The organism is Mycobacterium helveticum, assembly GCF_007714205.1.
GTDB lineage: Bacteria > Actinomycetota > Actinomycetes > Mycobacteriales > Mycobacteriaceae > Mycobacterium > Mycobacterium helveticum.
In genome coordinates, this window is the sequence record NZ_VMQU01000039.1 from 1 (window position 1) to 21,379 (window position 21,379).

General features: G+C 69.5%; 19 protein-coding genes and 2 tRNA genes. 15 read left to right on the forward strand and 6 right to left on the reverse strand.

Features of this window, described 5'->3' with window-relative positions; translation table 11 throughout:
- The first annotated feature begins 205 nt into the window (after positions 1-205).
- From FPZ47_RS11260 to FPZ47_RS11275, 4 genes are all read left to right on the forward strand, one after another.
- Positions 206-1,237 carry an ATP-dependent 6-phosphofructokinase gene (locus tag FPZ47_RS11260; protein ID WP_144957429.1) on the forward strand — a complete coding sequence of 344 codons (1,032 nt, stop codon included), beginning with the start codon at positions 206-208 and terminating at the stop codon, positions 1,235-1,237.
- 354 nt (positions 1,238-1,591) lie between these two features.
- Entirely contained in the window at positions 1,592-2,545 is a 954-nt protein-coding gene (locus FPZ47_RS11265) for a MinD/ParA family ATP-binding protein (RefSeq protein ID WP_246133395.1), read from the forward strand.
- Between the two features lie 9 nt (positions 2,546-2,554).
- Positions 2,555-4,066 carry an Asp-tRNA(Asn)/Glu-tRNA(Gln) amidotransferase subunit GatB gene (gatB, locus tag FPZ47_RS11270; protein ID WP_144951386.1) on the forward strand — a complete coding sequence of 504 codons (1,512 nt, stop codon included), beginning with the start codon at positions 2,555-2,557 and terminating at the stop codon, positions 4,064-4,066.
- 76 nt (positions 4,067-4,142) lie between these two features.
- Positions 4,143-4,706 carry a flavin reductase family protein gene (locus FPZ47_RS11275; protein ID WP_425461776.1) on the forward strand — a complete coding sequence of 188 codons (564 nt, stop codon included), beginning with the start codon at positions 4,143-4,145 and terminating at the stop codon, positions 4,704-4,706.
- 15 nt (positions 4,707-4,721) lie between these two features.
- Here the strand turns inward: FPZ47_RS11275 and FPZ47_RS11280 are convergent, their stop codons facing one another.
- Positions 4,722-5,843, reverse strand: a complete 1,122-nt coding sequence (locus FPZ47_RS11280; RefSeq protein WP_144951384.1) for a PQQ-dependent sugar dehydrogenase — start codon at positions 5,841-5,843, stop codon at positions 4,722-4,724.
- A 205-nt stretch (positions 5,844-6,048) separates the two neighbouring features.
- On the opposite strand from FPZ47_RS11280, the gene FPZ47_RS11285 reads away from it, so the two are divergent.
- Positions 6,049-6,897 (forward strand): DoxX family protein, encoded by an 849-nt coding sequence (locus FPZ47_RS11285; RefSeq protein WP_144951382.1) that lies wholly within the window; start codon positions 6,049-6,051, stop codon positions 6,895-6,897.
- A gap of 5 nt (positions 6,898-6,902) precedes the next feature.
- Here the strand turns inward: FPZ47_RS11285 and FPZ47_RS11290 are convergent, their stop codons facing one another.
- Positions 6,903-7,241 (reverse strand): PH domain-containing protein, encoded by a 339-nt coding sequence (locus FPZ47_RS11290; RefSeq protein WP_144951380.1) that lies wholly within the window; start codon positions 7,239-7,241, stop codon positions 6,903-6,905.
- Positions 7,242-7,621: 380 nt separating this feature from the next.
- Here FPZ47_RS11290 and FPZ47_RS11295 point away from each other — a divergent pair, with 380 nt between their 5' ends.
- Genes FPZ47_RS11295 through ilvC form a run of 3 tightly spaced genes read left to right on the forward strand, consistent with a single transcriptional unit; the run spans position 7,622 to position 11,061 of the window.
- Positions 7,622-9,499, forward strand: coding sequence for an acetolactate synthase large subunit (locus FPZ47_RS11295; protein ID WP_144951378.1), 1,878 nt, complete (start codon positions 7,622-7,624; stop codon positions 9,497-9,499).
- A complete protein-coding gene (ilvN, locus tag FPZ47_RS11300) occupies positions 9,499-10,002 on the forward strand; it encodes an acetolactate synthase small subunit (RefSeq protein WP_144951375.1) in 504 nt (167 codons plus the stop codon). The genes FPZ47_RS11295 and ilvN overlap by 1 nt, the downstream gene beginning before the upstream one ends.
- Positions 10,003-10,059: 57 nt before the next feature.
- Positions 10,060-11,061 (forward strand): ketol-acid reductoisomerase, encoded by a 1,002-nt coding sequence (gene ilvC / locus FPZ47_RS11305; protein WP_144951390.1) that lies wholly within the window; start codon positions 10,060-10,062, stop codon positions 11,059-11,061.
- A gap of 74 nt (positions 11,062-11,135) precedes the next feature.
- Here the strand turns inward: ilvC and FPZ47_RS11310 are convergent, their stop codons facing one another.
- Complete coding sequence (locus FPZ47_RS11310; protein WP_246133394.1) at positions 11,136-11,720, reverse strand: NAD(P)H-dependent oxidoreductase; 585 nt, start codon at positions 11,718-11,720, stop codon at positions 11,136-11,138.
- A gap of 11 nt (positions 11,721-11,731) precedes the next feature.
- Here FPZ47_RS11310 and serA point away from each other — a divergent pair, with 11 nt between their 5' ends.
- Together serA and FPZ47_RS11320 are read left to right on the forward strand one after the other, a co-directional pair.
- Positions 11,732-13,318 carry a phosphoglycerate dehydrogenase gene (serA, locus tag FPZ47_RS11315; RefSeq protein WP_144951373.1) on the forward strand — a complete coding sequence of 529 codons (1,587 nt, stop codon included), beginning with the start codon at positions 11,732-11,734 and terminating at the stop codon, positions 13,316-13,318.
- Complete coding sequence (locus FPZ47_RS11320) at positions 13,315-14,325, forward strand: 3-isopropylmalate dehydrogenase (protein ID WP_144951371.1); 1,011 nt, start codon at positions 13,315-13,317, stop codon at positions 14,323-14,325. The genes serA and FPZ47_RS11320 overlap by 4 nt, the downstream gene beginning before the upstream one ends.
- Here FPZ47_RS11320 and FPZ47_RS11325 read toward each other — a convergent pair.
- On the reverse strand, positions 14,228-15,529 hold the full coding sequence (locus FPZ47_RS11325) for an MFS transporter (RefSeq protein ID WP_144951369.1): 1,302 nt from the start codon (positions 15,527-15,529) through the stop codon (positions 14,228-14,230). The two genes, FPZ47_RS11320 and FPZ47_RS11325, sit on opposite strands and share 98 nt — an antisense overlap.
- 227 nt (positions 15,530-15,756) lie before the next feature.
- On the opposite strand from FPZ47_RS11325, the gene FPZ47_RS11330 reads away from it, so the two are divergent.
- The 4 genes from FPZ47_RS11330 (at position 15,757) to FPZ47_RS11345 (ending at position 18,446) form a co-directional block, all read left to right on the forward strand.
- Positions 15,757-16,575 carry a fumarylacetoacetate hydrolase family protein gene (locus FPZ47_RS11330; protein ID WP_144951367.1) on the forward strand — a complete coding sequence of 273 codons (819 nt, stop codon included), beginning with the start codon at positions 15,757-15,759 and terminating at the stop codon, positions 16,573-16,575.
- Positions 16,572-18,032, forward strand: coding sequence for a glutamate--tRNA ligase (gene gltX / locus FPZ47_RS11335; protein ID WP_144951364.1), 1,461 nt, complete (start codon positions 16,572-16,574; stop codon positions 18,030-18,032). Before FPZ47_RS11330 ends, gltX begins: the two co-directional genes overlap by 4 nt.
- 145 nt (positions 18,033-18,177) lie before the next feature.
- A tRNA-Gln gene (locus FPZ47_RS11340) sits at positions 18,178-18,249 on the forward strand.
- A gap of 124 nt (positions 18,250-18,373) precedes the next feature.
- A tRNA-Glu gene (locus tag FPZ47_RS11345) sits at positions 18,374-18,446 on the forward strand.
- 21 nt (positions 18,447-18,467) lie between these two features.
- Here FPZ47_RS11345 and FPZ47_RS11350 read toward each other — a convergent pair.
- A complete protein-coding gene (locus FPZ47_RS11350) occupies positions 18,468-18,980 on the reverse strand; it encodes a pyridoxamine 5'-phosphate oxidase family protein (protein ID WP_144951362.1) in 513 nt (170 codons plus the stop codon).
- A gap of 124 nt (positions 18,981-19,104) precedes the next feature.
- Positions 19,105-19,806 (reverse strand): IclR family transcriptional regulator, encoded by a 702-nt coding sequence (locus FPZ47_RS11355; protein WP_144951360.1) that lies wholly within the window; start codon positions 19,804-19,806, stop codon positions 19,105-19,107.
- A gap of 91 nt (positions 19,807-19,897) precedes the next feature.
- Here FPZ47_RS11355 and leuC point away from each other — a divergent pair, with 91 nt between their 5' ends.
- On the forward strand, positions 19,898-21,358 hold the full coding sequence (gene leuC / locus FPZ47_RS11360) for a 3-isopropylmalate dehydratase large subunit (protein ID WP_144951358.1): 1,461 nt from the start codon (positions 19,898-19,900) through the stop codon (positions 21,356-21,358).
- Positions 21,359-21,379: the final 21 nt, after the last annotated feature.

The window sequence follows — 21,379 nt, forward strand, 5'->3', positions numbered from 1 at the left end:
AAAACACAACAACCCCCCCAGTATTTCAGGTACCCCGGCTGGGCCCCCCCCGTCGTGGGCTAGGCCCCCCCGCTTCCCCCTGCCCACTTGACAAAACCGATTCCATATCAGGGCGAGCAGACGCAAAAGCCCCCAAAACTGCGCGTTTTGGGGTGTTTTTGCGTCTGCTCGCCCCACCTGGCGGGCCACGGTGCAAGATGAGGACATGCGGATCGGAGTTCTCACGGGGGGCGGAGACTGCCCCGGGCTCAACGCCGTGATCCGGGCGGTGGTGCGCACCTGCGACGCCCGGTACGGCTCCTCGGTGGTCGGGTTCCAGGACGGGTGGCGCGGCCTGCTGGAGAACCGGCGCATCCAGCTGCACGACGACGACCGTAACGACCGGCTGCTGGCCAAGGGCGGAACGATGCTGGGCACCGCCCGCGTACACCCCGACAAGCTGCGGGCCGGGCTGGACCAGATCAAGCAGACCCTCGACGACAACGGCATCGACGTGCTGATCCCCATCGGCGGCGAGGGCACCCTGACGGCCGCGCACTGGCTGTCGGAGGAGAACGTCCCCGTGGTCGGTGTGCCGAAGACCATCGACAACGACATCGATTGCACCGACGTCACTTTCGGCCACGACACGGCGCTGACCGTGGCCACCGAGGCCATCGACCGGCTGCACAGCACCGCCGAATCCCACCAGCGGGTGATGCTGGTCGAGGTGATGGGCAGGCATGCGGGCTGGATCGCGCTGAACGCCGGGCTGGCCTCCGGCGCGCACATGACGCTGATCCCCGAGCAGCCCTTCGACATCGAGGAGGTGTGCCGGCTGGTCAAACGTCGTTTCCAGCGGGGCGATTCGCACTTCATCTGCGTGGTGGCCGAAGGCGCCAAACCGGTGGCCGGGTCAATCGCGTTGCGCGAGGGCGGGATCGACGAGTTCGGCCATGAGCGTTTCACCGGTGTGGCCGCCCAGCTGGCGGTCGAGGTGGAAAAGCGGATCAACAAGGAAGTGCGGGTGACGGTGCTCGGCCACGTCCAGCGCGGCGGCACCCCGACGGCCTACGATCGGGTGCTGGCCACCCGGTTCGGCGTCAACGCCGCCGACGCCGCGCACGCCGGCGAATACGGGCAGATGGTGTCGCTGCGCGGGCAGGACATCGGCCGGGTGGCGCTGGCCGACGCGGTGCGCCGGCTCAAGCTGGTGCCTCCCAGCCGCTACGACGACGCCGCGGCTTTCTTCGGCTGAGGCCGGCCGGCTCGGCGAACATCCGGTGGCGCCCGGCTGACGATTGCCTGAATTCGCCGGGGGATCGGGCCGTTCTCGCCGGTCGCGCGCCATGCCGCGGTTTCCCCACCCGCCGAAAGCGGTTATACCGGAGCTATGCGCAACCGCGGTTCGCTTCGCGGAGTCGTTCAGCAGCCGGCCGGACCGGCGGGACCAGCGGGCCCGCCGCCCCGTCCGTCGGTCCCGCCCCGCCCGCCCGCGGGGCCCTCCTCGGCGTCGGCGACCGTCCCGCAGCCCTACCGTCCGGCTGCGGCCGCGCGGCAGCCGTCGGGACCGCCGGCGGGGGCACCGACCCCGGCACGCCAGGCCGCGCCGGTGTTCGGCCGCGAGTGGGTGCCGGGCGGGACGTCGCTCGACGTCCTCGACGAGCGCGACGCCGAGAGCCCGTCGGGGCCCGGCTGGCGACGCCTGGTGCGGCGCATCACCGGAATCGACCTCGGGCCGGGCAGACGCGCCGCCTACGAAGTCCGGCTGCGTGAACGCATCCGGACCCCGGTCTGCGGCGCATTCCCCATCGCCGTCCTCAACCTCAAAGGTGGTGTCGGCAAGACCTCGGTGGTCGAGGCGCTCGGTTCCACCTTCGCCCGGATGCGGGACGACCGCGTCGTCGCCGTCGACCTCGACGCCGGCAGCCTCGCGGAGCGGCACGGCCGCCCGAACACCCTGAGCATGGCGGAGCTGCTCACCCACGGTGCGGCCACCCGGTACCCCGACGTTCGCGCGCACACCTACATGAACAGCGTCGGCCTGGAGGCGCTCGGCCCGCCGGACCCCGCGCGCACCGATTGGCGGCTCGAGCCCGCCGACGTCGTCAAAGCCTTTTCGATCCTGCGCAAGCACTATTCGGTGGTGCTGGTGGACTGCGTCAAGTCGCTCAATTCGCCGGTGATGGAGGCCGTGCTGCCCGAGTCGCGCGCCGTCGTGGTGGTGACCGGGGTGTCCATCGATGCGATACGCAAGACGAAGACCACGCTGGACTGGTTGGGCAACAACGGATATGGGCGATTGCTGAAATCGACGGTGCTCGCGATCAACCATGTGACGAACACCCGGGTGAACGACGTGGCGGTCAAGGAGCTCGACCAGTTGTCGGCCCGCGTCGCCGCCGTGGTGGTGCTGCCGTTCGACCGGCATGTGCAGCAGGGCAGAGCGATCGCGCTGGACCGCCTCAGCGGGCAGAGCAGGCGCAGCTACCTGGAGTTGGCGGCCACGCTGGCCGACATGTTCCCCGGCAGGGGGACTCAGCGCGCGGTGCCGCAGCGCCACTAGGATCGACGCATGACCGTTGCCGCCGGCGCCGAACTGCTGGATTACGACGATGTCGTCGCGCGCTTCGACCCGGTGCTCGGGCTCGAGGTGCACGTCGAGCTGTCCACCGCGACCAAGATGTTCTGCGGCTGCGCCACCGCCTTCGGCGCCGAACCCAACACCCAGGTGTGCCCCGTCTGCCTGGGCCTGCCCGGCTCGCTGCCGGTGCTCAACCGCGCCGCGGTGGACTCGGCGATCCGGATCGGGCTGGCGCTGAACTGCGAGATCGTGCCGTGGTGCCGCTTCGCCCGCAAGAACTACTTCTACCCGGACATGCCGAAGAACTATCAGATCTCGCAGTACGACGAGCCCATCGCCGTCGACGGCTACCTCGAGGCGCCGCTGGAAGACGGCACCACCTGGCGGGTGGCGATCGAGCGCGCGCACATGGAGGAGGACACCGGAAAGCTGACCCACCTGGGCAGCGAGACCGGGCGCATCCACGGGGCGACGACGTCGCTGATCGACTACAACCGGGCCGGCGTGCCGCTGATCGAGATCGTCACCAAGCCGATCGTCGGGGCCGGGGCGCGGGCGCCGCAGATCGCCCGGGCGTACGTGACGGCGCTGCGAGACCTGTTGCGGGCGTTGGACGTTTCCGATGTCCGGATGGACCAGGGCTCGATGCGCTGCGATGCCAACGTGTCGCTGAAACCGGCCGGGAGGGCCGAGTTCGGCACCCGCACCGAGACCAAGAACGTCAACTCGCTGCGCAGCGTCGAGGTCGCCGTGCGCTACGAAATGCAGCGCCAGGGCGCGGTTCTGGCCTCCGGCGGCCGGATCACCCAGGAGACCAGGCACTTTCACGAGGCGGGTTACACCAGCCCGGGCCGTGTCAAGGAGACCGCCGAGGACTACCGCTACTTCCCCGAGCCCGACCTGGAGCCCGTGGCGCCCAGCCGCGAGCTGGTCGAGCAGCTACGGCTAACCATCCCCGAGCTACCGTGGCTGAGCCGCAAGCGGATTCAGCAGGAGTGGGGTGTGTCCGACGAGGTGATGCGCGATCTCGTCAACGCCGGAGCCGTCGAACTGGTCACGGCGACCGTTCGGCACGGCGCCTCCAGCGAGCAGGCGCGCGCCTGGTGGGGCAACTTCCTGGTGCAGAAGGCCAACGAGGCCGGCGTCTCCCTCGACGAGCTCGCCGTCACGCCCGCCCAGGTCGCCGCCGTGGCGGCGCTGGTCGACGAGGGCAAACTGTCCAACAAGCTGGCCCGCCAGGTCGTGGAGGGGGTGCTGGCCGGCGAAGGCGAACCCGAGCAGGTGATGATCGCCCGGGGTCTGGTGCTGGTGCGCGACGACTCGGTGACCCAGGCCGCCGTCGACGAGGCCCTGGCCGCCAACCCCGATGTGGCGGAGAAGATCCGCGGCGGCAAGGTGGCCGCGGCGGGCGCGATCGTCGGCGCGGTCATGAAGGCCACCCGCGGACAGGCCGACGCGGCGCGGGTGCGCGAACTCGTCCTGGCCGCCTGCGGGCAGGGGTAACGCCCCGGGGGCCGGCACGCGAACGGTCACGGGAAAAACCTGGCCAAAGCCCGTCGCGCGCACCCATGATGGTCATGTGGTGGATGAATCGTTCGAAGACCTCATGGCGATGCTGGACCATCCGGTGTTCGTGGTGACGACCCACGACAACGGCCGGCCCTCGGGCTGCCTGGTCAGCTTCGCCAACCAGGCCAGCGTCGACCCGCCCGGGTTTCTGGTCGGCATCGCCAGGAAAAGCCATGGCTTCGAGGCGGCGAGCCGATCGCAGCATCTGGCCGTGCACGTCCTGCCGCGCCAGCAGCGTGGGATCGCCGAACTGTTCGGCGACCAAACCCGTTCGGCGTCGGACAGTTTCGATCGTTGTTCGTGGCGCGCCGGCCCTGCGGGCATGCCGATCCTCGACGCCGCGATCGCCTGGTTCGTCGGCAGGACGGTGGACCGCCTCCCTATCGGGGACCACATGGCGTGCCTGCTGGCGCCCGTCGCAACCTGGGCCCCCGAGTCCTCCGAGGAACCGCTGTACCTGTCCGACTTCGACGACGCCGACCCCGGGCACCAGACGTCGCAGCGGCTTTTCGACAGGGCGCCGGCCGACGCCGCGCGCCGGTACGGCGTCCGGTTCACCCTCGGCGGGCTGTGAGCCGGCCGCCACCCGTCACGTCTTGTCGTCGTTGTTGCGCGGGAAGCCGCCGCCCTGCGGGAACAGCGGAAAGACCACGTCGTCGAGCTTCTGGGCGTCCCCGTCGGTCTTGTTGACGGTCGCGCCCCACACGTTGCCGTCCGGCGACATCCGCAGCGCCCAGGCGTGGGCATGGGTGTCCTTGCGCACGACGTCGGGCTCACCGGTGACCGCGCCCGTGGAGGGGGCCAGCCGCACCGCCACCGTCAGCTTGGGGTTGATCAGGTTGATCAGCACGGTGCCGTCCATCGCCGCGCAGCCGGCCACGCCGGGCTTGTCCGGCCACGTCCACACCGCGGAGACCTCCGAGGTCTTGGTGATGCGCTGCAACCGGTCCGCGGTCGGGGTGCGGTCGGCGACATACAGCGACCCGTCGACGGGGTCGATGCACAGGCCGCCGCCCGAGCCGATGCCCGACAGGGCCGTCGTCGGCGGCGCCTGGCCGACGGTGGTCGGCTGCTCGATGCGCAGCACCTTGCCGGCCAGCGAATTGGGATCGGCGGCCATCGCGGGGTTGCCCGCGTCGCCGGTCATCACGACCAGGGTGGTGGGGCTGGTGAAGACCAGCGCCCCCATGTTGCCCGTCGCCCCCTTGGGGATGCCGGTCAGGATGTCCTTGGGGATGTCGCCGTCGGCGATCCGGATCACCCGGTTGTCGGTGGGCGTGCTGATGTAGGCATACATCAGGCGGTCCTGGCTGTAGGTCGGCGACAGCACGATGTCCATCAGGCCGCCGTCCCCGGACGGGTCGACCGGGATGACGGTCTTCACCTTCGGTTCGGCGCTGACCGAGATGTCCTTGACCGCCCCGGTGAGGCGCTCGGCGACCAGCGCGGTTTTGCTGTCCATGCCCATGATGAGGCCGCTGGTGCTGCCCAGGCAGCCCTGCATCACCCCCGGGGCCGGGCACTCCTTGGGGAACGGCGTGGGCGGCAGCGGCGGCGGCGGGGGAGGCGTCGAGCTGGGCTGCGGCTTGAGCTCCGGGTTGGTGGTGAAGGGCTGGGATTGGGCGTCGTTGAACCGTGCGCAGCCGCTCGACACCAGCACAACCGCGGAAAGTGCGGCGAGCCCGCCCCGCACCAAGCGCCGTAGTCGCATGACCGACAGGCTACGGACAACTCCAGCGCGGTCGCCACAGGCCCGCGCGTGGGGGCGCGTTCCCGCCCTCCGGTGGCCCCCCGACGGGACGATTCGGGTGATTCGGGGGCTCGACGGACCATTTCGGCGGTATGAGCGCCGATTGCCGGGCGAAAGCGCCGCTCAAATCCCCAATTCGGGCATAAATGCCCTTACCCTGACACGCGTGACCAGTCAATCGCATGACGCACCGTGGCAGCGGCCGGACCAATCCCCGGAGCCGATCCCGGGTCGCCCCGCCTCGGCACGCTTGGTCGACCCCGAAGACGACCTGACGCCGGCCGGGTACCCGGGTGACTTCGGCACCACCACCGTCATCCCGTACGCCGACCCGAACCAGGCGGGTGGTCACAGCGCACCGGCGTACAACCTCCTCGACGACCAGGAGCCCCTGCCCTACGTCCAACCTCATGTCCCGGCCCGGCCCGCGTCCGTCGAGCCCGTCCACATCGATGCCGACGAGAGCGACGACCGCGAGCACGCCGTCGGCCGCCGCGGCACCCAGTACCTGGGTCTGCTGGTGCTGCGCGTCGGGCTCGGGGTCGTGCTGGGCGCCCACGGCCTGCAGAAGCTGTTCGGCTGGTGGGGCGGTTCGGGCGTCACGGGGTTCAGGAACTCGCTGTCCGACGTCGGCTACCAGCACGCGGACATCCTGGCCTACGTCAGCGCCGGCGGCGAGGCCGTCGCGGGGGTGCTGCTGGTGCTGGGGTTGTTCACCCCGCTCGCCGCGGCGGGTGCGCTCGCCTTCCTGATCAACGGCCTGTTGGCCACCGTCTCGGCGCGGCCGCATGCTCGCACCTTCTCGTACTTCCTGCCGGACGGGCACGAGTACCAGATCACGCTGATCGTCCTGGCCGTGGCCGTGATCCTGTGCGGACCGGGCCGCTACGGCCTCGACGCCGGCCGGGGCTGGGCGCACCGGCCCTTCATCGGGTCGTTCGTCGCCCTGCTGGCCGGCATCGCCGCCGGCATCGGGGTGTGGGTGCTGCTCAACGGCGTCAATCCGATCACCTGAAACCCCTACCGATAGGGGTTGGGCACCCGCCCGGAGCTGGCCGCGGTCAGCTTGGGCAGCGAAGCGAAGTCGACCGCGGGCAGCCGCAGGTCCGCGCCGCTTTTGAGGTGCGCCCGCGCCCACGAGCCCTTGTGGAAGCGCAGCCCGTCGATCTCCTCCCATCGGACCGTCCGGGTGCCCAGCAGCGTCCGGACGGCGACGCCGCGGTCGTCGGCGACCGTCCGCAGCCGCACGATCAGCGCGGAGAGCACCACCGGGATGGCGAGCAGCGGCGCCGCCGGCGGCCAGGCCAGCACCGGGATCAGCAACCCGAGGGCGAAGAATCCGACGGCCAGGTGTGCCATCGGCGAAATCTTGATCACCACGGGGGTTCGGGAAGACGGTCCAGCAGCCACCCCCGCATCATCCCACCGCACGCTCGGCGGGCTGCCCCGTGCCGCGTGTGACGCCATGGTGACCGGTCACGCCGGGCGATACCGGCGCCCGCCGGATTTGACGGCTGAGCAGTGCGAAGGCTAACGTCGGACGTTATGGATACCGCCGGAAAGCCCGGGATGCTCGTAGTAATTGGTCGGCGCGTTGGGGTCTGACCAGCTTTTCGGCATTTGAAGCGATCCAGCACCAACGCGCAACCCTCGTGCAGCAGCTGAGCTGACGGGGGTTTTTTCTTGCCCCCAGCGAGACCCCCAGCGAGACCCCCAGAGTGAATAAGGACCAGACGACAGTGAGCGCTCCCACCAGGCCGCACACCCCGCAGCCACACAGCGCGGCCGACATCGCCTCGGACGCGGTCAAGCCCGCCGCGAAGAACCCGATCGACGCATCGAAAGATGTTGCGCCGCATCAACTCACCGGCGCGCAGTCGGTGATCCGGTCGCTGGAGGAACTCGGCGTCGAGGTCATCTTCGGGATCCCGGGCGGCGCGGTGCTGCCGGTCTACGACCCGCTGTTCGACTCGAAGAAGCTGCGCCACGTGCTGGTGCGCCACGAGCAGGGCGCCGGGCATGCCGCCAGCGGTTACGCGCACGCCACCGGCAGGGTCGGGGTGTGCATGGCGACCTCGGGCCCGGGCGCGACCAACCTGGTGACCCCGCTGGCCGACGCGCAGATGGACTCGATACCCGTGGTCGCCATCACCGGGCAGGTCGGGCGTTCGCTGATCGGGACCGACGCGTTCCAGGAGGCCGACATCTCGGGCATCACGATGCCGATCACCAAACACAACTTCCTGGTCCGCGCCGGCGACGACATTCCGCGGGTGATCGCCGAGGCGTTCCACATCGCCGCCACCGGACGCCCCGGCGCGGTGCTCGTCGACATCCCCAAGGACGTGCTGCAGGGCCAGTGCACCTTCAGCTGGCCGCCGCGCATGGACCTGCCCGGCTACAAGCCGAACACCAAGCCGCACAACCGGCAGATCCGGGAGGCCGCCAAGCTAATCGCGGCCGCCCGCAAGCCGGTGCTCTACGTGGGCGGCGGCGTCATCCGCGGCGAGGCGACCGAACAGCTGCGCGAGCTGGCCGAGCTGACCGGCATCCCGGTGGTCACCACGCTGATGGCGCGCGGGGCGTTCCCGGACAGCCACCGCCAGCACCTGGGCATGCCGGGCATGCACGGCACGGTCGCGGCGGTGGCGGGTCTGCAGCGCGCCGACCTGCTGATCGCGCTGGGCACCCGGTTCGACGACCGGGTCACCGGCAAGCTCGACACCTTCGCGCCGGAGGCCAAGGTCATCCACGCCGACATCGACCCGGCCGAGATCGGCAAGAACCGGCACGCCGACGTGCCGATCGTCGGCGACGTCAAGGCGGTCATCACCGAGCTGATCGCGATGCTGCGCCACCACAGCGGTGCCGGCACCGCCCCCGTCCCGGACATGACCGACTGGTGGACCTATCTGGACGACGTCAAGTCGACCTACCCACTGAGCTACGGCCCGCAGAGCGACGGCAGCCTGAGCCCGGAACTCGTGATCGAAAAGCTCGGTCAGATCGCCGGACCGGATGCGGTGTACGTCGCCGGCGTTGGGCAACACCAGATGTGGGCGGCGCAGTTCATCTCCTACGAGAAGCCGCGCACCTGGCTCAACTCCGGCGGGTTGGGCACCATGGGGTTCGCCGTCCCGGCGGCCATGGGCGCCAAGATCGCCCGCCCCGACGCCGAGGTGTGGGCGATCGACGGCGACGGCTGCTTCCAGATGACCAACCAGGAGCTGGCCACCTGCGCGATCGAGGGCGTGCCGATCAAGGTGGCGCTGATCAACAACGGCAACCTGGGCATGGTGCGCCAGTGGCAGACCCTGTTCTACGGGGAGCGGTACTCGCAGACCGACCTGGCCACCCACTCGCATCGCATCCCGGACTTCGTCAAGCTGGCCGAGGCGCTGGGCTGCGTCGGATTTCGTTGCGAGCGTTCAGAAGACGTCGCCGACGTCATCGCCGCGGCGCGCGAGATCAACGACCGCCCGGTGGTCATCGACTTCATCGTCGGCGCCGACGCCCAGGTGTGGCCGATGGTGGCCGCCGGGACCAGCAACGACGAGATCCAGGCGGCCCGCGGCATCCGGCCGCTGTTCGACGACGAAAGCGAAGGGCACGCCTGATGACCCCCCCCACCCACACGTTGTCGGTGCTGGTCGAAGACAAGCCCGGCGTGCTCGCCCGCATCGCGGCGCTGTTCTCCCGGCGCGGGTTCAACATCGAGTCGTTGGCCGTCGGCCCGACCGAGTGCAAGGACATGTCGCGGATGACGATCGTGGTCTCCGCCGAGGAGACCCCGCTCGAGCAGGTGACCAAGCAGCTCAACAAGCTGATCAACGTCATCAAGATCGTCGAGCTCGACGACGATAATTCGGTGTCGCGCGAGCTGGCGCTGATCAAGGTGCGGGCCGACGCCGGCACCCGCAGCCAGGTGATCGAAGCGGTGAACCTGTTCCGCGCCAAGGTGATCGACGTATCGCCGGAGGCGCTGACCATCGAGGCCACCGGCAACCGCGGCAAGATCGAGGCGCTGCTGCGGGTGCTGGAGCCGTTCGGTGTCCGCGAGATCGTCCAGTCCGGAGTGGTGTCGCTGTCGCGCGGTCCGCGGGGCTTGGGCACCAAGTAGATTTCAGTTGTTGCGAACACGAAGGAGATAGGGAACGTGCCATCCGAGGCATTGGAGATGTTCTACGACGACGACGCAGATCTGTCGATCATCGCCGGCCGCAAGGTCGGTGTGATCGGTTACGGCAGCCAGGGGCATGCCCACGCGCTGAGCCTGCGCGACTCGGGCGTGCAGGTGAAGGTGGGCCTCAAGGAGGGCTCGAAGTCCCGGGCGAAGGTCGAGGAGCAGGGCCTGGAGGTCGACACCCCCGCGGAGGTCGCCAGGTGGGCCGACGTGATCATGCTGCTGGCCCCCGACACCGCCCAGGCGGAGATCTTCAAAAACGACATCGAGCCCAACCTGAAAGACGGTGACGCGCTGTTCTTCGGGCACGGGCTCAACATCCATTTCGGGCTGATCAAGCCCCCTGCCGAGGTCACCGTCGCCATGGTCGCCCCGAAGGGCCCCGGGCACCTGGTGCGCCGGCAGTTCGTCGACGGCAAGGGCGTGCCGTGCCTGATCGCCGTAGACCAGGACCCGACCGGGAAGGGCGAGGCGCTGGCGCTGTCCTACGCCAAGGGCATCGGCGGCACCCGGGCCGGCGTCATCAAGACCACGTTCAAAGACGAGACGGAGACCGACCTCTTCGGCGAACAGGCCGTGTTGTGCGGCGGCACAGAGGAATTGGTGAAGACCGGATTCGACGTGATGGTGGAGGCGGGCTACCCGCCGGAGATGGCGTACTTCGAGGTGCTGCACGAGCTGAAGCTGATCGTCGACCTGATGTATGAGGGCGGCATCGCCCGGATGAACTACTCGGTGTCCGACACCGCGGAATTCGGCGGGTACCTGTCGGGTCCGCGGGTCATCGACGCCGGCACCAAGGAGCGGATGCGCGAGATCCTGCGCGACATCCAGAACGGCAGCTTCGTCAAGAAGCTGGTCGCCAACGTCGAGGGCGGCAACAAGCAGCTCGAGGAGCTGCGCAGGCAGAACGCCGAGCACCCCATCGAGGTCACCGGCAAGAAGCTGCGCGACCTGATGAGCTGGGTCGACCGCCCGATCACCGAGACCGCCTAGCCGCGCTTCGCGCCGAATGTGCACTCAGGGCGAGTTTTACGCGATTTTCTCGCCGTGAGTGCACGCTCGGTGGCTCAGGACGCCGTGAGGCGTCCCGCCGTGGTGACCACGCGGCGGGCCAGGTGGTCGAGCGCGTCGGCGGTGGCCTTGTCGATGTCCTCGATGTTGTCGTGGGTGGCGACCAGGCTCACCCCGTAGGGGTTGCCGTCGACGAACTTCATCGGATCGGTGTATCCCGGCGGCACGATGATGCCGCCGAAGTGCATCAACGTGATGTACAGCGCGAGCAGCGTCGTCTCCTGGCCGCCGTGCAGGGTGTTGGCGGACGTGAAGGCCGCAGACACCTGGTCCGCGAGCTTGCCCCTGCGACCACAGCCCGCCCGGGGAGTCCCCGAGGAGTAGAGGAAGGCGCGCAATTGCGCTGCGGGGGAGCCGAATCGGGTCGGCGAACCGAAGATCACCGCGTCGGCCCACACGATGTCGTCACCGGTGGCGGCGGGAAGATCCTGGGTCGCTTCGTAGTTCGCGGTCCACGCCGGGCTGTGGGCGAACGACTGCGGGTCGAGGGTCTCGGCGACGTGGCGCACCCGGACCTCGGCGCCCGCGGCCCCGCCCGACGAAGCGCCGACCGTCCGCCGCCCGCGAAAACCGCAGCCGATAGGCTGACCGCGTGAACCTGCCTGTTGTATTGATCGCCGACAAACTCGCCCCGTCAACCGTCGCCGCGCTCGGAGACCAGGTGGAGGTGCGCTGGGTGGACGGCCCCGACCGTGAGAAGCTGTTGGCCGCGGTGGGTGAGGCCGACGCGCTGCTGGTGCGCTCGGCCACCACCGTCGACGCCGAGGTGCTGGCGGCGGCCCCCAAGCTGAAGATCGTGGCCCGCGCCGGCGTGGGGCTGGACAACGTCGACGTCGACGCCGCCACCGAGCGCGGGGTGCTGGTGGTCAACGCCCCGACGTCCAACATCCACAGCGCCGCGGAGCACGCCATGGCCCTGCTGCTGGCCGCCGCCCGCCAGATCCCGGCCGCCGACGCCTCCCTGCGCGCCCACGCCTGGAAACGGTCGTCGTTCTCGGGCACCGAGATCCTCGGCAAGACCGCCGGCATCGTCGGGCTGGGCCGGATCGGGCAACTGGTCGCCCAACGGCTCGCGGCCTTCGGCGCGCACCTCGTCGCCTACGACCCCTACGTGTCGGCGTCCCGCGCCGCCCAGCTCGGCATCGAACTGCTGTCGCTCGACGACCTGCTGGCCCGCGCCGACTTCATCTCGGTGCACCTGCCCAAGACGCCCGAGACGGCGGGGCTGATCGACAAGGAGGCGCTGGCCAAGACCAAGCCGGGCGTCATCATCGTCAACGCCGCGCGCGGTGGCCTGGTGGACGAGGCCGCACTGGCCGATGCCATCAGCAGCGGCCACGTCCGCGGCGCCGGTATCGACGTCTTCGCCAAGGAGCCGTGCACCGAGAGCCCGCTGTTCGAGCTGCCGCAGGTGGTGGTGACGCCGCACCTGGGCGCGTCCACGGCCGAGGCCCAGGACCGGGCCGGCACCGACGTCGCGGAAAGCGTGAAGCTGGCCCTGGCCGGGGAGTTCGTCCCGGACGCGGTCAACGTCGGCGGCGGGGCGGTCAGCGAAGAGGTGGCGCCCTGGCTGGACCTGGTGCGCAAGCTGGGGGTGCTGGCCGCCGCCCTGTCCAGCGGACTGCCGGCGTCGGTGTCGGTGCAGGTGCGCGGCGAGCTGGCCGCCGAAGACGTCGAGGTGCTGCGGCTTTCGGCGCTGCGCGGTCTGTTCTCGGCGGTCATCGAGGACACCGTGACGTTCGTCAACGCGCCCGCGCTGGCCGAGGAGCGCGGCGTGACCGCCCAGATCACGAAGGCCTCGGAGAGCCCCAACCACCGCAGCCTGGTCGACGTGCGGGCGGTCGGGCCGGACGGGTCGACGGTCAACGTGGCCGGCACGTTGTCGGGGCCGCAGCTGACCGAGAAGATCGTGCAGATCAACGGTCGCAACTTCGACCTGCGCGCCGAGGGCACCAACCTGGTGATCAACTACGTCGACCAGCCCGGCGCGCTGGGCAAGATCGGCACCCTGCTGGGCGGGGCCGGGGTGAACATCCACGCCGCGCAGCTGTCCGAGGACGCCGCGGGGCCGGGAGCGACCATCCTGCTGCGCCTGGACCGGGACGTCCCCGCGCAGGTGCGGTCGGCGATCGCGGCCGCCGTGAGCGCCAACAAACTCGAAGTGGTCGACCTGTCGTGAAACTCGCGGTCATCGGCGGCGACGGGATCGGCCCCGAGGTGGTGACCGAGGCGGTCAAGGTGCTCGACGCGGTCCTGCCCGGCGTGCAGAAGACCGACTACGACCTGGGTGCCCGGCGGTACCACGCCACCGGCGAGCTGCTGCCGGACTCGGTGCTGGCCGAACTGCGCGAGCACGACGCTATTCTGCTCGGGGCGATCGGTGACCCCTCGGTGCCCAGCGGGGTGCTGGAGCGAGGACTGTTGCTGCGCATGCGTTTTGAGCTGGACCATCACGTGAACCTGCGGCCGGCCCGGCTCTTTCCAGGCGTGAGCAGCCCGCTCGCCGGAAATCCGGAGATCGATTTCGTGGTGGTGCGTGAGGGAACCGAAGGGCCCTACACGGGTACCGGCGGCGCGATCCGCGCCGGCACGCCCCACGAGGTCGCCACCGAGGTGAGCCTGAACACCGCGTTCGGGGTACGTCGCGTGGTCGCCGACGCGTTCGAGCGTGCCCGGCGGCGGCGCGGACACCTGACATTGGTGCACAAGACCAACGTGCTGACGTTCGCCGGGACGCTGTGGTCGCGGATCGTGGCGCAGGTCGGCGCGGAATACCCCGACGTGGAGGTGGCCTACCAGCACGTCGACGCCGCCACCATCTTCCTGGTCACCGATCCGGGGCGCTTCGACGTGATCGTCACCGACAACCTGTTCGGCGACATCATCACCGACCTGGCCGCGGCGGTGTGTGGCGGAATCGGGCTGGCGGCCAGTGGCAACATCGACGCCACCCGCGCCAACCCGTCGATGTTCGAGCCCGTGCACGGCAGCGCGCCGGATATCGCCGGGCGGGGAGTCGCGGACCCGACCGCGGCGATCATGTCGGTGGCGCTGCTGCTCGCCCATCTGGGGGAAGACGACGCCGCCGTCAGAGTCGATCGGGCGGTCGCGACCTATCTGTCGACTCGCGGGAGGCAACGGCCGGCCACCGGCGAAGTCGGCGAACGGATCGCCGCCGCGCTCTAGCCTCGAGTCCGGGCGGCAGCAGGCGCGCCGGCACCAACGGCACCGCCAGCAACGGGAACAGCCCGCACAGCGCCCAGGCGATGGGATACCTCGACGCCGTGATCAGCGCACCGAACATCGGTGGCGCGGCGGCCGCCATCAGCCGCTGCGTGGTGTTCTGGATGCCCAGGGCGCGGCCGCTCCAGAACGGCCCGGCGAACTCGGTGATCGCGGTCGCCTCCAGCCCGTTGTCGAGGACCGCGATCACCGAGATGGCGATCATCAGCGGCACCTGGTAACGCGAATTCAGATCATCGGCCCACGCCAGCAGGAAGAGGGTCACGGCGGCCGCGCCGGCGATGATTCGGACCGGCCGCATCCGTGAGCCGATCCGGTCCGACCAGCGGCCGACCGTGATGCGGCCCGCGGCGCCCAGGAGCTGCGAGAGGGTGACCATGGCGCCGGCGGCCGCGATCGACCACTTCAGGTTGTTGATCAGCCACACCAGCATGAACGTCACGGTCACCGTCTGCGGCATCATCAGCAGACCGGCCACCGCGTGGATGCGCGGCAGCACCAGCGACCCCCGGTAGGGGCTGGCCAATTCCTGATCGGTGGCCGCCCGCCGGGATTTTCGCGGCGGGTCGACGATCCCGATGGCCGCGGCCACCGCCGCCAGCGTGCACGCGAAGGCCGGAAACATCAGGCCCGATCGCGGGCCGTGTTCGGCGAGCTCGGGAATCACCATCGCGCCCAAGGCGATTCCCAGGGGCTGAGCGGTTTGGCGGATACCCATGGCCATGCCGCGCTGATTCGGCGGGAACCACGCGGAAACCAGCCGTCCGCCGGCGCTGTTGCAGCTCGCGGCGGCCATGCCGCCGAGGAACAGGTACAGGCCGGTCAGGAACATCGAATGGACCGACGCCGCGGAATAGGCCGCCACCGCGGTCAGGGCGGAACCCGCGGTCAGCACGACGCGCTCGCCGACGCGGTCCAGCACATAACCCCAGAGCACCAGGGTGACGACCATGCCCAAGCTGGGCATCGACGACAGCAGACTTGCTTCGGTCAGCGGAATCCCGTTGGCAAGCTCCAGCGAGGGGATCAGAAAGGCGACGCCGTTGATGAACAGGAACGAACTCGCCGTCACCCCCAGCGAAATGGCCATGATCGACCACCGGGCGCCCGCACTGAGTTGGCCCGTAGAGCCCGGGTCGTTCGGCATCTGCTCATGGTTACACACGGGGCGCAGACGTCAATGGAAGCACGGGGCCCGTGACGACGTGACGACCCGCCGCGCCCGGCTGCGCCGCGCTCGCGATCGTCACGGGGCCCGATGGTCTGGCTCCTCCGCGGGCCGTCCCGGCCCGAATCGTCGCCAGACTAGGCCGATGGTGACGACCCGCCACGCCCGGCTGCGCCGCGCTCGCGATCGTCACTAGGCTCAAGCGAATGCGCCTTGGTCGAATCGCCAGCCCGGACGGCCCCTCGAGCAGATTCGCCTTCGTCAGCATCGAGGGCGAAACCGACGATCCCGCCGGAATGACCGTCCGCGAGATCGCCGAGCATCCGTTCGGCACGCCCACCTTCACCGGCCGGTCGTGGCCGCTGGCCGACGTCCGGCTGCTGGCGCCGATCCTGGCCAGCAAGGTGGTCTGCGTCGGCAAGAACTACGCCGACCACATCGCGGAGATGAGCAACATGACCGGCCCGGCGCCCGCGGACCCGGTCATCTTCCTCAAGCCCAGCACGGCGATCATCGGACCGAACGTGCCGATCCGGCTGCCTGCCAATGCATCACCCGTGCACTTCGAGGGCGAGTTGGCGGTGGTGATCGGCCGGGCGTGCAAGGACGTCCCGGCCGCCAAGGCCGCCGAGAACATTCTCGGCTACACGATCGGCAACGACGTCTCGGCGCGCGACCAGCAGCAGGCCGACGGCCAGTGGACCCGGGCCAAGGGGCATGACACGTTCTGCCCGGTCGGGCCCTGGATCGTCACCGACCTCGAGCCGCTGGACGCGGCCGACCTCGAATTGCGCACCGAGGTCAACGGCGAAACCAAGCAACACAGCCGCACCTCGCTGATGATCCACGACATCGGCGCCATCGTGGAGTGGATCTCGGCCGTGATGACTCTGCTGCCCGGCGACCTGATCCTCACCGGGACACCGGCGGGGGTGGGTCCCCTCGAGGATGGCGACACCGTCTCGGTCACCATCGAGGGAATCGGCACCCTGCGCAATCCCGTAGTCCGCAAAGGAAAGTCGTGAATCTTACCACCGATGTCCGAGTCCGGTTCTGCCCATCGCCCACCGGAATCCCGCACGTCGGGATGGTCCGCACCGCGCTGTTCAACTGGGCCTACGCCCGACACACCGGCGGCACCTTCGTGTTTCGCATCGAGGACACCGATGCGCAGCGCGACACCGAGGAAAGCTACCTGGCGCTGCTCGACGCGCTGCGCTGGCTCGGCCTCGACTGGGACGAGGGGCCCGAGGTCGGTGGCCCCTACGGACCGTACCGGCAGTCGCAGCGCAAAGGCATCTACCGCGACGTGGTGGCCCGGCTGCTCGAAGCGGGTGAGGCCTACTACGCCTTCTCCACGCCGGAGGAGGTCGAGGCGCGGCACATCGCCGCCGGCCGCAACCCCAAGCTGGGGTACGACAACTTCGACCGGCAGCTGACCGGCGCGCAGCGCTCGGCGTTTCTGGCCGAGGGCCGTAAGCCCGTGGTGCGGCTGCGGATGCCCGACGAGGACCTCGGCTGGGACGACCTGGTGCGTGGGCCTACCACCTTCGCCGCGGGCAGCGTGCCCGATTTCGCGCTGACCCGCGCCAGCGGAGATCCGTTGTACACCTTGGTCAACCCGTGCGACGACGCGCTGATGAAGATCACCCACGTGCTGCGGGGCGAGGATCTGCTGCCTTCGACTCCCCGCCAGTTGGCGCTGTATCAGGCGCTGATCCGGATCGGTGTCGCCGAGCGGACCCCGGAATTCGCGCACCTGCCAACCGTGTTGGGGGAGGGGACGAAGAAGCTCTCGAAGCGAGACCCGGAGTCGAACCTGTTCACCCACCGGGAGCGCGGCTTCATCCCCGAGGGGCTGCTGAATTACCTGGCGCTGCTCGGCTGGGCGATCGCCGACGACCACGACCTGTTCAGCCTCGACGAGATGGTCGCCGCCTTCGACGTCGTCGACGTCAATTCCAACCCCGCCCGGTTCGACCAGAAGAAAGCCGACGCGCTCAACGCCGAGCACATCCGCATGCTCGACGCGGACGACTTCACCGCCCGGCTGCGCGACTACTTGGGTGCGCACGGCAGTCGCACCGGGCTCGACGACGCCGGCTTCGCCGCGGCGGCCCGGCTGGTGCAGACCCGCATCGTGGTCCTCGGCGACGCGTGGGACCTGCTGAAGTTTCTCAACGACGACGAATACGCCATCGACCCCAAGGCCGCCGCCAAGGAGCTCGGGCCGGACGCCGACGCGGTACTGGACGCGGCTCTGAGTGCGCTGGACAAAGTGCGCGAGTGGACCGCGGCGCACATCGAGGACGCGCTCAAGGGCGCGCTCGTCGAGGGGCTGGGGCTCAAACCGCGCAAGGCGTTCGGCCCGATCCGGGTGGCCGCCACCGGTGCGACGGTCAGCCCGCCGCTGTTCGAGTCGCTCGAACTGCTCGGCCGCGACCGCAGCCTGCTGCGCCTGCGGGGCGCGCGCACCGGCTAGGAACGACGGGCGTGCGCAACGCGCCTGAAGTCTTTGGTAGTCTGCACTGCGGTTTACAAAGGCCGACAACAGCTGGCAGCGGCGGTCCTCCCGAGGTGGTTTCAGCCGCCGAGGATCGCTCGGACCAGCGGTTTCGGGCAGGCCGTGGGGTATGGTGTAATTGGCAACACAGCTGATTCTGGTTCAGCCATTCTAGGTTCGAGTCCTGGTACCCCAGCAAAAGATCCCAGCGAGATATCCCAGCAGGAAATCCCAGCAGGACATCCCAGCAAAACCTGCTCACCGCAAGCGATTAGGTGGGCTTACCAGGTTGAGCTATGCTGACAGCTCGGATCGGTTCTGGCCCCGTCGTCTAGCGGCCTAGGACGCCGCCCTCTCACGGCGGTAGCGTGGGTTCGAATCCCATCGGGGCTACAAAGACCGTTCACCGGTCACTCACCGGCCGGTCTCCAGCACGGCCGGTGCGGTGGAACCGCCCACCGGCATGTGCGGCAACCCGAGCTTGCGGTGGTCCCACGAGCGGGCGCGGCGGGGGACGATGCGCACACAGACCCGCTTGTTCATCATCTGGTCGACGAACGGCTTCATGTCGTCGGTGTAGGGACCCGTATAGCGCTCCCACACGCTGACCCCCACGCGGTGCGAGACCTCGGGGTCGTCGATGATCTCCGCCACGCCCTCGAAGGAAACCCCGCGCAGGGTGTCGTAGGTGTGGCCGTCCTCGATCAGGAAGCTGACCCGCGGATCCCGTCCGAGGTTGACCGCTTTCTGCGACTTGGCTTTGGTTTCCAGCCAGATCTCGCCGTCGACGACGGCGTACCACATGGCGGTCAGGTGCGGCTGGCCGTCGGAGCCGATGGTGGCCAGCGTGCCGGTGCGGCTCTTGACGACGAAGTCGGCGATCTCGTCCGAGGACATGACGATGCTCGCGCGCTGATTGGTTCCCATGGGTAGTCAGTCTGGCAGGCGTCACCGCGCGACCCGCTCCGAGTCTGCGCCGGTGGCGCCGAACCTGCGCTCACCGCGTGCCACCGCGCGATTGCGACGCGCTGGACGCAGGCTCGGCGTGAAGTCAGAGCCGCCGGGTCAGTGCCTCGGCGGCCGACAACAGGTCGGCGGCCCAGCGCGCCCCGGGCCGCCGACCGATCCGGTCGATCGGCCCGGACACCGATATCGCGGCGACGACGACACCGCGCCCGTCGCGCACCGGCGCCGACACGCTGGCCACCCCCGGCTCCCGTTCGGCGACGCTCTGCGCCCAGCCGCGCCGGCGCACCTCGGCCAGCGTCCGGTCGGTGAATTTCGCCATCGGCAGAACGGCCTTCCGGGTCGCCGCGTCGCTATGGGCCAGTAGCACTTTGGCCCCCGAGCCGGCCGTCATCGGCAGCCTCGCCCCGACCGGGACCGTATCGCGAAGGCCGGCAGCCGGTTCCAGAGCGGCCACGCAGACCCGCGACGTGCCCTCGCGGCGGTACAGCTGAACACTTTCGCCGGTCGTCTCGCGCAACTCGGGCAGTACGGCCGCGCCGGCGGCCAGCAGGGGATCGTGCACGCGGGTCGCCAGTTCGCTGACGGCGGGTCCGAGGCACCAGCGGCCGTCGTCGTCGCGCGCCAACAGGCGGTGGACCTCGAGTGCGGCCGCCAGCCGGTACGCGGTGGCCCGCGGCAAGCCGGTGCGCTCGCACAGTTCGGCTAATCCGCACGGCGATTCGGCGACCGTGTGCAGGACGCCCATCGCTTTGTCGAGGACGCCGATGCCGCTATGCTGTCTCACGAAGAGATACTAGCGTCTCGCATAGTGAGATCACCAGTCCTGATCTGCGAGCGGGCCGCAAACAAACGAGGCGAAACGAGGCGAGGTCGAAATGGGATCGCAGCGCAAGGCGTCTGGCACGGGTGCGCCGCGCACCTTGGCCGAAAAGGTGTGGGACGACCACGTTGTGGTACCCGGTGGCGGTCCAGAACAGGCGGGGGCACCCGACTTGATCTATATCGACCTGCATCTGGTGCACGAGGTGACCAGTCCTCAGGCTTTCGACGGCCTGCGCCTGGCCGGGCGCCCGGTGCGCCGGCCCGACCTGACGCTGGCCACCGAGGACCACAACGTGCCCACCGTCGACATCGACAAGCCCATCGCCGATCCGGTGTCGCGCATCCAGGTCGACACATTGCGGCGCAACTGCGAGGAATTCGGTGTCCGGCTCTATCCGATGGGCGACATCGAGCAGGGCATCGTGCACGTCGTCGGACCCCAATTGGGGCTGACGCAACCGGGAATGACGGTCGTCTGTGGCGACAGCCACACCTCCACCCACGGCGCGTTCGGGGCGCTGGCCATGGGCATCGGCACCTCGGAGGTCGAGCACGTGCTGGCCACCCAGACGCTGCCGCTGCGGCCGTTCAAGACGATGGCGGTCAACGTGGATGGGGGGGTCGACGGGCGGCTGCCCGACGGGGTGACCGCAAAAGACGTCATCCTGGCGCTGATCGCCCAGATCGGCACGGGCGGCGGGCAGGGCCACGTCATCGAATACCGGGGCAGCGCCATCGAATCGCTGTCCATGGAGGGCAGGATGACGATCTGCAACATGAGCATCGAAGCGGGCGCCCGGGCCGGGATGGTGGCGCCCGATGACACCACGTACGAATTCCTGCGGGGCCGCCTGCACGCGCCGACCGGCGCGCACTGGGACGCCGCGATGCGGTACTGGCGGCAGCTGCGCACGGACCCCGGCGCCACCTTCGACACCGAGGTCCACCTCGACGCAACCTCGTTGAGCCCGTTCGTCACCTGGGGCACCAACCCCGGCCAGGGGGTGCCGTTGGCGGCGGCCGTCCCGGATCCCGCGCAGATCGCCGACGAGGGCGATCGGAGAGCCGCCGAGAAAGCCCTGGCGTACATGGACCTTCAACCGGGTACTCCCATGCGCGATATCGCGGTCGACGTGGTGTTCGTCGGCTCGTGCACCAACGGCCGTATCGAAGATCTGCGTGCCGTGGCCGAGGTGTTGCGGGGCCGCAGGGTCGCCCACGGGGTCCGGATGCTCGTGGTACCGGGCTCCATGCGGGTGCGCGCACAGGCCGAAGCCGAAGGGCTGAATGAGATTTTCACCACAGCGGGCGCGGAATGGCGGCAGGCCGGATGCTCGATGTGCCTGGGGATGAACCCGGATCAGCTTGCGCCGGGGGAGCGCTGCGCCGCCACGTCCAACCGCAACTTCGAAGGCCGGCAGGGCAAGGGCGGCCGCACACATCTGGTTTCGCCGGCCGTGGCCGCCGCCACGGCGATCCGCGGAAGATTGTCCGCCCCCGCGGACCTGAACTGACCGACTGACAAGGGGATGAGC

Excerpts from the sequence above, each read along its gene's own strand:
- FPZ47_RS11260 (WP_144957429.1), top strand. The coding sequence starts at position 206 with ATGCGGATCGGAGTTCTCACGGGGGGCGGAGACTGCCCCGGGCTCAAC.
- gatB (WP_144951386.1), top strand. The coding sequence starts at position 2,555 with ATGACCGTTGCCGCCGGCGCCGAACTGCTGGATTACGACGATGTCGTC.
- FPZ47_RS11280 (WP_144951384.1), bottom strand. The coding sequence starts at position 5,843 with ATGCGACTACGGCGCTTGGTGCGGGGCGGGCTCGCCGCACTTTCCGCG.
- FPZ47_RS11290 (WP_144951380.1), bottom strand. The coding sequence starts at position 7,241 with ATGGCACACCTGGCCGTCGGATTCTTCGCCCTCGGGTTGCTGATCCCG.
- ilvN (WP_144951375.1), top strand. The coding sequence starts at position 9,499 with ATGACCCCCCCCACCCACACGTTGTCGGTGCTGGTCGAAGACAAGCCC.
- ilvC (WP_144951390.1), top strand. The coding sequence starts at position 10,060 with ATGTTCTACGACGACGACGCAGATCTGTCGATCATCGCCGGCCGCAAG.
- FPZ47_RS11325 (WP_144951369.1), bottom strand. The coding sequence starts at position 15,529 with ATGCCGAACGACCCGGGCTCTACGGGCCAACTCAGTGCGGGCGCCCGG.
- FPZ47_RS11330 (WP_144951367.1), top strand. The coding sequence starts at position 15,757 with ATGCGCCTTGGTCGAATCGCCAGCCCGGACGGCCCCTCGAGCAGATTC.
- FPZ47_RS11350 (WP_144951362.1), bottom strand. The coding sequence starts at position 18,980 with ATGGGAACCAATCAGCGCGCGAGCATCGTCATGTCCTCGGACGAGATC.
- leuC (WP_144951358.1), top strand. The coding sequence starts at position 19,898 with ATGGGATCGCAGCGCAAGGCGTCTGGCACGGGTGCGCCGCGCACCTTG.